Genomic DNA, 13,202 nt, shown 5'->3' on the forward strand with positions numbered 1-13,202 from the left:
AACCTAGCAGACTTGATTATATAGTAATCACTATCATAAACACAGGAAGGAAAGGCAGTTCATTTTGGACTTTCTTATTTATCTAGCTAAGTTAGTTTGATCTATACGGCTGTAAGTTTTTTATGGCGGCTTTTACATTAGCAATTTGGAATATGAATCTATCTACTTTTATTCTCGTTTCGCTTGCCTTTGGTGTTGCATTTGGAACTTTATTAAATACAACTTTTCCCGAGAATATTGAACTAATCAATCAAAGTTTTTTAGCTCCAGTTGGCGAATCTTTTTTAAGGCTTATTCAGTTTGTAGTTGTTCCCATTGTCTTTTCTTCGTTAATTATGGGATTAACCAGAATCCAAGGTGCTGGACAAGTCGGCAGATATACAGTTAAGCTAATGACCAGTTATCTGATTACCAGTTCAATTGCCCTCAGTGTGGGTATGAGTACTGCCTATTTTTTACAGCCTGGCAGTGGACTGACGGGCTTCTCAGTATCTGAGAATATTAGCATTGCTGAAACGCCATCTCTAATATCCTGGCTAGTTAGCTTGATTCCTGTAAATCCATTAGAAGCTCTCAGTACTGGTAATCTATTACAAATTATTTTTTCGGCAGTTCTATTGGGGATAGGTGTTCAACTTGCTAAAGAGAAAGCAAAACCTTTTGTGGAATTGATTGAAAGTATCTATCACATAAGTGAAAAGACTTTATCCATAATTTTGTATGTTGCGCCTTTGGGAGTATTTGCTCTAATGAGTTCCACAATCGCCACCCAAGGATTAGAACTAGTAGCAAAATTGTTCCTCTATGTTTTGGGCTTAGTAATGGCTTCTTCGATCATGATTTGCTTGGATATGTTAGCTCTGTTTACGCTCAAAGCTGAACCTATAAGATTTTTGCGTAGTCTTTCAGAAGCGATCGCTTTAGCCTTTGGCACAGCTAGTTCCAATGCAGCTTTGCCCGTGGTATTACAAAATATTCAAGAGAACTATGGCTTGCGCGAAGAAATAGCTAGTTTTGCAATTCCTCTAGGTACTGCGCTCAAACGTGACGGCGCAGCAATTTTACAAGGATTTAACGCTCTATTTGTTGCTCAAATCTATCAAGTCCCCTTAACGCCTTCTCTACTAACTGCGATCGCAGTTAGTAGTCTGTTAGTTTCATTTAGCACTCCTGGCGTTCCAGGCTCAGCACTGATCACTATGGCAACTGTGCTATCAGCTTCAGGATTACCCTTAGAAGCGATCGCCTTAGTTGCAGGCATTGATCGCCTCACCGATGGATTTAAAACTGTCGTTAATATTATTGGGAACAGCGTAAATGCCATTATTCTCAGTCATTGGGAAGTTGAACAAGTACCTGATGTCGAGCAAACACCAATTGGATGAAAACAAAACGCAGTTGAGAACAAATATATTTCTGTATAATAGTTACTTAAAAAACGTCTAAATGAGCATTTCTCGCAAGCGATCGCCATTCACAAGTATTCCACTTAGCTCAGTGCTAATTTTCCCATTTGTGGCGATAATTGTGGGTACGGTGGGACTGGTTGGCTATCTGTCTTACCAGAGTGGTCAGCAAGCGATCGAGAATTTGGCTAGCCAACTATTGAGGCAAACTTCAGAACGAATTAGCGATCGCCTCAATAGTTATTTACAAATTTCACAGCAGGTTGTCGCCGCTAATGACTTGGCGGTCAAACAGGGAACGCTCAATATTAATGATCAAGAAAAATTAAGACAGCAACTTTGGCAGCAGATGCTATTAAACCCATCACTGCCCACCAATATTTATTCAAGCGAGGATGGGAATGGGATTGGCTATCTGCGAATTAGCTCTGAAGAATTTCGGAAACTTGCAGAAACAGCCACAGGAAAGAATATTTCCCTTGGCTCTATTTTTTTTTACAAAATTGTTCCCAACCAGCGTCGATACTATTCAACTGACTCCCAAGGCAAACCGCTTCAACTATTTTTACAATTCGATGATGACTTTCGCACTGTTAGTTGGTATAGGCAAGCTAAAGATATTGGTAAGCAAGCATGGACTCCAGTATCTTTAGCACGAGTTCTTCCATTATTACAAACAGTAGCAGTTGCACCTGTCTATGATGTCGCGGGAAGACTATCTGGATTTTTCTCTAGCAACTATTTTCTGTCTGATATTAGTCTATTTCTTACGCAGTTAAAGTTCACTCCTACGGGACAAGTATTTGTCATTGAGAGATCAGGAGATCTAGTGGCGACATCACTTGCTACTGAAGCTTCAGGCATAAGACAAGCAGACAAAAATTTTTCTCGAATCCTCTCTTCAGAAAGTCAAGATAATCTGACGAAGGAAGTGTCTAGACAGCTTCGTCAGAAATTTGGTGATTTTAACAATCTCAAGGAATCTAAACAATTAAGTTTGACTATATCGGGAGCCCGCCATTTTGTGCAGATCACTCCCTATCAGGACGAATACGGATTAGACTGGCTCGTTGTGACGACGTTCCCTGAATCTGACTTTATGTCGGAAATACAGAAGAATGTTTATCGAACGATTCTATTATGTGGATTATCTCTAGCAACTTCCATTGGTATCGGCATTTGGACATCTCGACGCATTTCGCGATCGCTGTTTCATCTCACCCAAACTGCCAAGTCTTTCTCTGAAAATCGTCTAGAACAAACAATGCCAGATACGAGCATTACTGAAGTACAAATCTTGAAAGAAGCTTTGCATCAAATGATAATCGATCTGAATGATGCTGATCAAATGCGCTTAAATTATGAGCTAGATTTAGAAAAACAGGTTGCGGAAAAAACGGCTGCATTAACAGAAGCACAACGCATCTCTCATGTGGGAAGTTGGGAGTTTGATGTGGCAACTGGCAAAAATACTTGGTCTGCCGAACAGTTTCGCATCTTGGGATTTGATCCAAATGTACCATTACCGAGTTATCCAAACTTTTTCGATATCGTACCACCCAATGATCGACCCAATCTTCGGAAAGCTGTAGAAGAGGCGATCTCCCACGGGACACCTTACACAATAGAACATGGTATTATCCGCCCTGACGGTTCAATTTGCTACATCATTAGCCGAGGCGAGGCGATCTGCGATGAAGAAGGGAAAGTGATTAAACTGGTTGGCACGATTACAGATGTTAGCGATCTCAAACAAGTTGAAATTGCTCTACGGCAAAGTGAGTCAAGGTTTCAGCGAATCAAGGATTCTGGCATGGTTGGTATTATCATGACAACTCTAACAGGTGAGATCAGCGAGGCAAATGATGCATTCCTCCAAATAATCGGTTACGACCGTACGGATCTGCTGACTGGAAATCTGCGATGGGATTCAATCACTCCATCTGACTACAGAGATGTCGATGCGGCGGCTGTCGCCCACTTGCTTGCCTACGGATGGGTACAAACCTTTGAGAAAGATTATATCCACAAAGATGGTAATCGGCGCACGGTCTTGGTTAGTGGCGCTCTGATAGAAGGAAGTACCAATCAAGTGATCTCTATCATTGTAGATATTAGCGATCGCAAACAGTTAGAAAAAGAGCTAGCCCACAGCCGCGATTTACGAGAATTAATCTTTAATGAGTCCGCTGATGCGTTGTTCTTAGTCGATAGCGAGACTTCACTCGTAATAGACTGCAATCAGCAAGCCATAAAACTATTTGAAGGAGATTGTAAAAATGATCTGCTTAACATTGTAGGTCAAACTCTCCACAAACGTCAGTTTACAAGACAAGAACTTGATCAGATTGATCAAGAAGTCAACCAAAAAGGCTTTTGCGACTTAGAAGTAGAATATGTTACTCGTAAGGGGCGTAAATTTTGGGGATATCTTTCTCTTAAGAGAATTACTTTTGGAGAACAAAGTTTTAGTCTGGCGCGGGTAGTGGATATCACAGTCCGCAAGCAAACAGAACTCGTCCTAGCCAAAGCTAAAGCAACCGCAGAAGAAGCCACTAGGGCAAAAAGTGCATTTTTAGCAAATATGAGTCATGAAATCCGTACTCCTATGAATGGCGTGATGGGAATGACACAACTTCTAGAAACTACAACTCTTACAGAAGAACAAGCCGATTTTGTAAAAACGATTAAGGATAGTAGTGAATCTCTTCTAACCATTATCAACGATATTCTTGATCTATCTAAAATCGAATCAGGCATGTTAGAAATAGAAAAATGGGATTTCAAGTTAGAGGATGTTGTAAGTAGAGTTTCTCATCTTCTAAATTGTCAAGCGATCGCAAAGCAAATTGATCTCCAATATGAGATTGCGACTGAGATACCTATAGTGATTGGAGACTACGCTCGTTTGCGCCAGATATTACTAAATCTTGTCTCTAATGCTGTTAAATTCACTCAAAGTGGTCAAGTTTTTATTTCAGTTAGCGGAAAGCCTCTAGATGAGGAAGAGGAGGATCAAGATTCTGCCTCATCTATTTTTCTGGCAGAAGAACAAAGGGTCAGGAAGAAATATCAACTAAAATTTGCGATTTCTGATACAGGTGTTGGTATCAAATGCGAGCTCATTGACAGACTATTCCAGCCATTTACCCAAGCTGATGCCTCCATTAATCGGAAATATGGTGGTACTGGATTAGGACTGGCGATCTGCAAACGACTAGTCGAGTTAATGAATGGCAGAATCTGGGTAGAGAGCTTTGGTCGAATTGGTGGTAATCCCCCCGAAGACTGGAAGCCTTTGCTCGATACTCAAGGTTCAACATTTTACTTTGAGATTGAAGTCTTAACTAGTCAAACAATCTATGAACCTTTTGAATCAACAATTAGGGAAACTGCGATCGACAAAAAATTTGCTGAGGAATTTCCTTTAAGGATTCTCTTAGTAGAAGATAATATAGCTAATCAAATGGTTGCTAGTTCACTACTGAAAAAACTAGGTTATCAAATCAATTATATTGCTAACGATGGATTCGAGGCTTTGCAAGCTTTGCAAAATAATGTCTACGATCTGATCCTTATGGATTTGCAAATGCCAAAAATGGATGGTATAACCGCCACAAAGATTATTCGCACTGAATTAATGAGCCAAGTGCCGATTGTTGCTATGACTGCCGATGTGATGCCCGAAGATCGTCAAGCTTGTTTTGATGTTGGGATGAATGATTATGTCAGCAAACCGATTAATATCCCAGAAATTATGCGTATAGTTTCTTCGATAAGTATTGGCAATTCATAAATTGCCAATACTTTATTGTTGATTTTAATTATAAAACTGATATTAGGAGCCTCAGCGCCACAGGCTAAGTAAAAGCCAAAAGAGCAATGACAGCGTTTCACGCTGTCATTGCTCTTTTGGCTTTTGATTTTTCACTGCGAAGGGAGGTAGGATTTCTATATATGCCGCTTTGCTAGCAAAGCGATGCGAAATTAAATATTTAATTTGATTTAATTTGATCTAATTTTACTTATTTAGCTTAGTTAATTTATTAATCCATGACAGTAATTACAAATCCTAACGATGTGTATACCCTTGCTCAATGGCTAGCAGGTGATCATAGTAACTGGGAACAAGCGATCGATAATCCGCCATTTTTTGCCCATATTCGCGTTGGCATTCGCGCGTTACCAAATCCCATTACCGAAGACGGCGTATGGCTATTTCTAGAGCAAGCATACGACTACGAGCTAAACCACCCCTATCGCACGGCAGTTTTACATCTGATTTTTCAAAACGATCGCATTGAAATGATCAACTATCGCCTCAAAAATGCGGAAACTTTCTTTGGTGCTAGTCGCGATCGCGATCGGCTTCAAGCGCTTGATATCGATGCGATCGAGCAGCTAGAAGGCTGTACCCAATGGGTGGATCGTGTTGATCACCAAATATTCAAAGGTGCGGTCGAGCCAGGAAAAAAATGTTGCGTTAATCGTAAAGGTGTCGATACCTATCTCGCGATTGAGTTTGAAGTTACGGAAAACACATATAGCAGCCTTGATCGTGGCTATGATCTAATAACCGATGAGAGAGTATGGGGTTCGATCGCAGGAGCTTTCCAGTTTGTGAAAAAGACAAGCTTTAGCAACGAAATTACCATAGGATCTACTCCTTAAGAGCTACTCCTCAGGTATAATTGATGTCTGAATGATTAATATTATTCGGATTTATAGTCCTGCGTTAGCAGTACATAATTTCTTGGAAATTTGGTCATTTGGAGTTTTCTCATGTTTTGCAAATGAGTCAAGCCAAAATAATTCATTAAAGCTCTGACTTAGTTCGTCTTTTAGAGAATTATTTGGGCTTGGCGTTAGAGCAAAGCACTGTAGTTGAGAAAGCAAAATTAGTGTGAGTATTATAGGTGTAATTTGAAAGTCCTCGTAGTTGGCAGTGGCGGTAGAGAACACGCCCTAGCTTGGAAGCTTCTGCAATCTCCCAATATTGATCGCGTCTTTTGCATACCAGGAAACGGCGGTACAGCAGCCATGTCAAGCTGTCAGAACGTTTCCCTCAGCATTGATGATTTTGAAGGGATTTTAAGGTTTGCTCAAGTACAGGGAGTTGGTTTTACAATTGTTGGGCCCGAACTGCCGCTAGCACTTGGCATTGTTGATTATTTTCAAGCGGCTGAAGCATTAATCTTTGGTCCGACCCAAGAAGGCGCACAGATTGAAGCTAGCAAGTCATGGGCAAAGGCTCTTATGCAAGAAGCTAATATCCCTACCGCCGCCAGTGCCACTTTCACAAGTCTCGAAGCCGCACAAGCTTATATAAAAGAGAAGGGTGCACCAATCGTGATCAAAGCAGATGGTTTGGCAAGCGGCAAGGGAGTCACTGTAGCCATGACGCTGGAAGAAGCCACCGAAGCAATTGATCGCATTTTTGCGGGACAGTTCGGCTCCGCAGGTGAAACCGTGGTAATCGAAGAGTTTATGACTGGGCAAGAAGTCTCTGTTCTCGCAGTCACCGATGGCAAAACCATTCGCCCACTAAGCCCTGCTCAAGATCATAAGCGGCTCGGCGATGGTGATACTGGGCCTAATACAGGTGGGATGGGAGCTTACGCTCCTGCCCCGATCGCAACGCCTGAGTTGATGGCAAAAGTGCAGACCCAAGTTTTAGAACCTACGATCGCAGCTTTGAATGCTAGAGGCATTGACTATCGTGGTTGCCTCTATGCGGGGTTAATGATTACTCCCGAAGGTGAGCCAAAAGTTGTCGAGTTTAACTGCCGATTAGGCGATCCTGAAACCCAAGCTGTATTGCCATTGCTCGACAACAATCTTGATGATTTGCTCATGGCTTGCGTCGAAGGTAACCTAGCTAATTTTCCACCACTTAAATGGAAAAAGCAATCGTCTGTATGTGTCGTCATGGCAGCAGGTGGCTATCCAGACAAGGTAGAGACTGGGCAGTTTATTACAGGTATCGGCAAAGCCGAAGATTTGGGGGCTTTTGTGTTTCAGTCAGGAACGAAACTCAAAAATAATGCTTTAGTGACCAATGGTGGTCGAGTGCTTGGGGTGACGGCTTTGGGCGATGATATTAAAAATGCAATCGCTAATGTATACAACGCCATTGAGTTTGTTGCTTATGATGGCATGTACTACCGCAAGGATATTGCTAGCAAAGCAATTTAAACTCATCCCCCAACCCGTTCTCCTTTGTAAGGAGAACGGGCGCAATATTTCTCTCATTCCCCTCTCCTTTGCAAGGAGAGGGGCTAGGGGTGAGGTTATTAATCTGCCATGCTGAGATTGACTGTAATCGTTAATTTCAACGAAGAGTCGGTATTTGAGTCGTGAATTTGCTGCCAATGGTGATTAATTGGGCGATCGCCAATAGGTTCAGTCAGAACCCTTGCTAACAACTGCAAAAGCTTAGAAGCACCATTACTAATCTCTTGACTAAATGACTCTGTAGAAACAGGCAAATTTACAGGTGATGGAATGGTTGAAATCATCTGAGAATTAGTCGTAGATTGATAATTTCCAGTGGTATTGGAATTAGCATTAACAGATCGGTTGCAATAGCGACGCAAAACCACTTGTAAATTATTTTTAGTTACGCGATCGCCAAAAGCTTCTGATAGTAATTGCCATAATTTATAGCCAACATCACGAATATAAGCAGCATCATAACCAGCTTTTTCAGCAATCTCTGAATAGGTTTTACCCTCCCAAGTCTGACGAAAAATAGCCTCTTGAATTGTACTAAGGCTCTTATTTCCCAAAACAAAATCCACGATATTGAGTGCGTCTTCAATAGTCATCTTTTTCCTCACAGTTCACTAATTATTTGTATTTAGATAATCTCTCTAAAAAATAGCGAGTCAAAATATTTTAAATAATATAATCATTCTAATTTTTGATTCTAAGTCTTGACATGAAGTGGGAACTTTCTAATTAAATCTCCATCTAATCAGGTAAACAAACTCATAGTTTGTACTCAACACATTTACCAATACTTTTCCCAAGTCATTTTTCAATCCAAATATTAGAACTTATTACTCAATTCATAATTGCTCAACACCCATCCGTTAGACTCGCCAAAAAGTTTTAGAGATTAACCCAAAAATCAATACAGATAACAACGTAGAAAACAAAATATTTTGTATGATGTTTCTGTTGACACAGATAAGTTAGCACAGTTTATTTAAACTGGTTATCTATGATAAATGTATAGATGTAAACCTCAAAAACATTTATTAGCAAGGTTCTCAGGGGCTAACATGTTTTTTTAATCTAGCTCTAACTTGTTTTTAACGATAAAAATTATGATGTTTGATGACATCAATCAAGGCATTAACAAACAAGTTCTTGGAACGGAAAAAGTCTGATCTTTTTTTCTAGCATTTTCTGACAAAAGTAAAACTTCTATAGTCGGCACTAACTTCATCATTGCTACCGTACTACTTATTGAGTTAGTACCGACAAATCAAAACCCAAAATAGTAAAGGCGGTTCTTCGCGCTGCCTTTACTATTTTGAGTCTTAATCTCTAGCTGACAATAATTTCAGAATCTAGCTGAGTAACTGCCAATCCACCAAAAGTAAGTGGTGGCGTTTTGTGACACCACTTACTTTTAGCGGTTGATTTTGTCAAAATTCATCATGATTCAAGGACAAACAAGGCTTGTGATATAGTTTTTTGTGCATGAACTATAATCCCGCAAAACAAATGGCTAAAGTCAAAATTGCTTCTACTGCCGATGTCGTTTCTGATAAAGTCCTGAAAACCAAAGCTAATGGACAGGCTGTAATCGTCGCCAAAGTTGGTGATAAATATTGTGCGATCGCAAATAAATGTCCTCACTTTGGATTGCCTTTAGCCAAAGGCAAATTTGAAAATGGTGTAATTACTTGTCCCTTCCATGGTTCTAAGTTTGAAATTTGTACTGGCAAAAATACTGAATGGGTGGATTCCTTTGTTGGTATTCCCTTACCTGATGTCGCAAAAAAAATGATTGCCATGGGCAAAACTTCTACTGACGTGAAAAGCTTCACCGTCACCCAAGAAGGCTCAGATCTATTTATCGACGCATAAAAAGAGAGTTGCGGCGCTTCGCGCCGCAACTCTCTTTTTACCAAAATTCTTCTGTAGGGTGCGTTAGCAAAGCGTAACGCACTCTCCAACACTAGAAGGTGCGGTACGCTTTGGCTAACGCACCCTACAGAAAACTATTTATCGACGCATAACAAAAAACAAAAAAGCTTCCGCGCTTCGCGCGGAAGCTTTTTTGGTGATCGGGCTATTGGTATTTTTTGAAAACTAACGTAACGTTATGACCGCCAAACCCAAAGGAGTTAGAGGTCGCCACATTAATCGTCATCGGACGGGACTTGTTAGGCACATAGTCGAGATCACAGTCAGGATCAGGATTTTCTAAGTTCATCGTTGGTGGAGCAATATTATTTTGCACAGCTAAAACTGTTGCTACTGCCTCAATACCGCCCGAACCGCCAAGTAAATGTCCCGTCATCGACTTAGTAGAACTAACTGCAACTTTGTAGGCATGATCGCCTAAAACTTTTTTGATAGCCTTAGTCTCAGTACTATCATTTGCTGAAGTACTAGTACCATGAGCGTTGATATAGTCCACCATCTCAGGGGTAATATCGCCATCATTTAGGGCGAGAGTCATTGCTCTTACTGCACCTTCACCATTAGGTGAAGGTGATGTCATATGGTAAGCATCACAGGTGCAGCCATAGCCAACGATTTCAGCATAGATTTTTGCTCCACGCGCTAGAGCATGTTCTAGATTTTCAATGATCAAGATACCTGCGCCTTCACCCATCACAAAACCATCGCGATCTTTGTCAAAGGGACGAGAAGCATGGGCAGGATCGTCATTTCGGCGAGACATTGCTCTTGCTGAGGCAAAACCTGCAAAGCCGAGCGGTGTAATCGCTGCCTCAGTACCACCACAGATCATCGCTTGAGCAAAGCCACTTTGGACTAAACGAAATGCATCACCGATCGCATTAGAGCCAGCCGCACAAGCAGTGACTGTACAAGAGTTGGGTCCCTGCGCACCAGTATGAATTGCGGTCAAGCCAGCTGCCATATTGCCGATCATCATCGGGATCATAAATGGACTGCAACGGCTTGGACCTTTGGTGCGAATAATTTCATGCTGATCTTCGAGTACCTGCAATCCACCAATCCCAGTACCTAGCAAAACACCTATCTGAGGTGCATTAAGCGGCGTTATTTCCAGATTAGCATCGCGTAATGCTTGGATACTGGCGCTCACACCAAACTGAGCAAAGCGATCCATACGGCGCGCTTCTTTGGCTGGGACATAGGCAAGTGGATCGAAACCTTTTACTTCACCGCCAACTCGACATTCATGATCGGTTGTATCAAAGCGAGTAATTTCCGTAATTCCGTTTTTGCCATCGACTAGACCTTGCCAGTATTCTTCGACCGTGTTACCGATCGGTGTGATTGCACCTAGTCCAGTGACAACGACGCGAGAGAGGGGCTGAGGGTTTTGCATTTCGTTTGGAATCAGTATGTCAAAAATTTTAAGAACAGAAAAGCTTTGTCGCTGAGCAACAAAGCTTTTATCTAAAACAATTGCTTAAGCAGCTTGTTTACTGTCAATGTAATCAACGGCGTTCTGCACGGTGGCAATTTTTTCTGCGTCTTCGTCGGGGATTTCAACGCCGAATTTTTCTTCCAATGCCATAACTAATTCGACAGTATCGAGAGAGTCAGCGCCAAGGTCGTTCGCAAAGCTAGCTTCAGGCTTAACTTCGGCTTTATCAACGCCTAATTGGGATGCAACGATGTCTTGAACTTGCTCAAAGGTACTCATTTACTTATTCTCTGCTTACAACCAATAAAACTTTTTAGCGTTTTTAATTTTATCGGATAAAGGTAGCTGTATATACACGATCGCAAATAACTATCGAAAAATTCAATTTTTAATCAAATATTTCGGCTGACTTTCACTAAACGTAAACCCAAGATCTGTGCCTCCCGCTAAGCGGGAGGCACAGATCTTGGGTTTACGACTCTTCGCGCCCTAATCCTAAAACATAGTTTTTAATTTTTCGGATTAAAAATAGTCCTGAGACTGAATTACCAGTTGCATCAAGCGCAGGACTATAACAGGAGATCGCTGCTTGATCAGGAATAATCGATAGTAAAGCGCCGCTAATACTTGACTTTGAGGGAACTCCTATATCCTGAGCAAATTCTGCTGATGATTCATACATGCCGCATTCGGTCATAACTTCCAATACGATTGGAATACTAGAAGATCGCTGCGCATAAACTAACAAAGTGCCAATTTTTGCGAGATCTTGCACATTACCTCGCAAACAACAAATTTCTTCATAAACCGCAAGAGCTTTCCTAGGATTAGAAATTATGCCTAGATTTTTAAGTTGATCGGCGATCGCTAAATTACGACGATTAGCAACTGATCGAACTGAAGCTAAAATTTCTAGATCCAGTGTCAAATTTGTGCATGATCGCTGATTGAGCCAATTTTGTAATGTTTCACAAGATTCTAATAGGGATGACAGGGCGATCGCGCCGCTATTAATCATCGAATTTTTGGGTTTGCCTTTAGAAATAGCGTTAAATGGTTCCGATGTTGCTTGGCGATCAACCAACTGAAAAACCTGTTCAGCACCTTTTGTCTCTAATAAGTAAAGCAACAAGAATGGCTTGATTACGCTCATTAACGGAAAAGTTAACTCTGTGTCACCTGCCATCAGATGATCGCCGTTAACTTTTTGGATGGCGATCGCGATCGCCTGTGGATCAGCCTGAGCCAGCAAGGGAATATAGTTTGGTAGGCTGCCTTTAGCTACTTCTTGTCGAGCTAATTTCAGCCATTGTTGAAGATCATTTTCGCGCATAAGATCTTTTTCCATAAGTTATAGCTGTCGCCAAGCGTACTAGGACATAAAACCCAAGAATTGATTGGCGGCGCTTCGCGCCGCCAATCAATTCTTGGGTTTTGATTTGTCCTAAGACAAGTGACTGCAACTATATATCAATTCTCGAAAGTGTGACTACACTTTCGAGAATTACAACTCAAAAGAGAGTTGTGACACTTTGCTTCGCAACTCTCTTTTGAGTTGTAATTTTGAACCTAGTTTTGCCTTGCCAAGTTTCTCTGTAGCATTGCCTCTAAATCTGCCTCCCCAACGCAGCGCCGCTCAGAACAATAGGTCATCAAATAAACGCCGTTATTCATACGTACCGTACTCGCGCGCACACGAAAATCGTCTGTAATAAACCAACAACGTTCTTGCCCCTGATTATTGTCATATTCAGTATCAATAGTCAAAATGCCATCATCACCAAACCAATAGCGACTAACTACAGGGATTCTTTCGACATAGCCTTGATTTCGCAACAATTTGCCTGATCGCCCTACCGCATCATCTGGTACATCTACTAAAATTGCTGCGTGGTCAGGGTTTGGCTCCGCCCCACCCTCTTCATGAGCTTGCCACATAAAACTAGCACCACAAGAGGCGATCGCTAAGTCAACGTTCTGCGATGCACAGATTTTTTGGACTCGATCATCGTCTTTTGCGACTACCTTGACATGAATCTTCGACTCCCCAGATTCGTCAGCGACGCTATCGAAATGATGTACGGTGCGGTGAATAAACCAAACTCCTTCACTTTTTGTGAAGAAGTCCATCATTGTCATCGGTGGTACAAGCACTGAGGCAACTCCTTAAAAATAAAATCCAATAATTTTTACAA

Annotated in this window: 10 protein-coding genes; 5 read left to right on the forward strand and 5 right to left on the reverse strand. The window is 41.4% G+C overall.

The window, feature by feature from the left end; genetic code table 11:
- Positions 1-152: 152 nt before the first annotated feature.
- The 4 genes from CQ839_RS12525 (at position 153) to purD (ending at position 7,601) form a co-directional block, all read left to right on the forward strand.
- Positions 153-1,385 carry a dicarboxylate/amino acid:cation symporter gene (locus CQ839_RS12525; protein WP_103668688.1) on the forward strand — a complete coding sequence of 411 codons (1,233 nt, stop codon included), beginning with the start codon at positions 153-155 and terminating at the stop codon, positions 1,383-1,385.
- A 61-nt stretch (positions 1,386-1,446) separates the two neighbouring features.
- Positions 1,447-5,202 carry a PAS domain S-box protein gene (locus CQ839_RS12530; protein ID WP_103668616.1) on the forward strand — a complete coding sequence of 1,252 codons (3,756 nt, stop codon included), beginning with the start codon at positions 1,447-1,449 and terminating at the stop codon, positions 5,200-5,202.
- 257 nt (positions 5,203-5,459) lie between these two features.
- A complete protein-coding gene (locus CQ839_RS12535) occupies positions 5,460-6,077 on the forward strand; it encodes a chromophore lyase CpcT/CpeT (RefSeq protein ID WP_103668617.1) in 618 nt (205 codons plus the stop codon).
- Positions 6,078-6,329: 252 nt separating this feature from the next.
- On the forward strand, positions 6,330-7,601 hold the full coding sequence (purD, locus tag CQ839_RS12540; protein ID WP_103668618.1) for a phosphoribosylamine--glycine ligase: 1,272 nt from the start codon (positions 6,330-6,332) through the stop codon (positions 7,599-7,601).
- Positions 7,602-7,699: 98 nt separating this feature from the next.
- Here the strand turns inward: purD and CQ839_RS12545 are convergent, their stop codons facing one another.
- Positions 7,700-8,233, reverse strand: coding sequence for a hypothetical protein (locus tag CQ839_RS12545; RefSeq protein WP_103668619.1), 534 nt, complete (start codon positions 8,231-8,233; stop codon positions 7,700-7,702).
- A gap of 883 nt (positions 8,234-9,116) precedes the next feature.
- Here CQ839_RS12545 and CQ839_RS12550 point away from each other — a divergent pair.
- On the forward strand, positions 9,117-9,506 hold the full coding sequence (locus CQ839_RS12550; protein ID WP_258040721.1) for a Rieske (2Fe-2S) protein: 390 nt from the start codon (positions 9,117-9,119) through the stop codon (positions 9,504-9,506).
- Between the two features lie 205 nt (positions 9,507-9,711).
- Here the strand turns inward: CQ839_RS12550 and fabF are convergent, their stop codons facing one another.
- The 4 genes from fabF to CQ839_RS12570 all read right to left on the reverse strand — a co-directional run bounded on the left by fabF (position 9,712) and on the right by CQ839_RS12570 (position 13,146).
- Positions 9,712-10,965 (reverse strand): beta-ketoacyl-ACP synthase II, encoded by a 1,254-nt coding sequence (gene fabF / locus CQ839_RS12555; RefSeq protein ID WP_103668620.1) that lies wholly within the window; start codon positions 10,963-10,965, stop codon positions 9,712-9,714.
- A gap of 84 nt (positions 10,966-11,049) precedes the next feature.
- A complete protein-coding gene (gene acpP / locus CQ839_RS12560; RefSeq protein WP_103668621.1) occupies positions 11,050-11,286 on the reverse strand; it encodes an acyl carrier protein in 237 nt (78 codons plus the stop codon).
- A 193-nt stretch (positions 11,287-11,479) separates the two neighbouring features.
- The gene (locus tag CQ839_RS12565; protein WP_103668622.1) at positions 11,480-12,355 is read right to left on the reverse strand and encodes a glutaminase; all 876 of its coding nucleotides are present in this window, start codon (positions 12,353-12,355) and stop codon (positions 11,480-11,482) included.
- 221 nt (positions 12,356-12,576) lie between these two features.
- Positions 12,577-13,146, reverse strand: coding sequence for a phycobiliprotein lyase (locus tag CQ839_RS12570; RefSeq protein WP_219817775.1), 570 nt, complete (start codon positions 13,144-13,146; stop codon positions 12,577-12,579).
- Between the last annotated feature and the right edge of the window lie 56 nt (positions 13,147-13,202).

Origin of the sequence: Pseudanabaena sp. BC1403 (assembly GCF_002914585.1) — a bacterium.
GTDB lineage: Bacteria > Cyanobacteriota > Cyanobacteriia > Pseudanabaenales > Pseudanabaenaceae > Pseudanabaena.

Excerpts from the sequence above, each read along its gene's own strand:
- CQ839_RS12525 (WP_103668688.1), top strand. The coding sequence starts at position 153 with ATGAATCTATCTACTTTTATTCTCGTTTCGCTTGCCTTTGGTGTTGCA.
- CQ839_RS12530 (WP_103668616.1), top strand. The coding sequence starts at position 1,447 with ATGAGCATTTCTCGCAAGCGATCGCCATTCACAAGTATTCCACTTAGC.
- CQ839_RS12535 (WP_103668617.1), top strand. The coding sequence starts at position 5,460 with ATGACAGTAATTACAAATCCTAACGATGTGTATACCCTTGCTCAATGG.
- CQ839_RS12545 (WP_103668619.1), bottom strand. The coding sequence starts at position 8,233 with ATGACTATTGAAGACGCACTCAATATCGTGGATTTTGTTTTGGGAAAT.
- CQ839_RS12550 (WP_258040721.1), top strand. The coding sequence starts at position 9,117 with ATGAACTATAATCCCGCAAAACAAATGGCTAAAGTCAAAATTGCTTCT.
- fabF (WP_103668620.1), bottom strand. The coding sequence starts at position 10,965 with ATGCAAAACCCTCAGCCCCTCTCTCGCGTCGTTGTCACTGGACTAGGT.
- acpP (WP_103668621.1), bottom strand. The coding sequence starts at position 11,286 with ATGAGTACCTTTGAGCAAGTTCAAGACATCGTTGCATCCCAATTAGGC.
- CQ839_RS12565 (WP_103668622.1), bottom strand. The coding sequence starts at position 12,355 with ATGGAAAAAGATCTTATGCGCGAAAATGATCTTCAACAATGGCTGAAA.
- CQ839_RS12570 (WP_219817775.1), bottom strand. The coding sequence starts at position 13,146 with ATGACAATGATGGACTTCTTCACAAAAAGTGAAGGAGTTTGGTTTATT.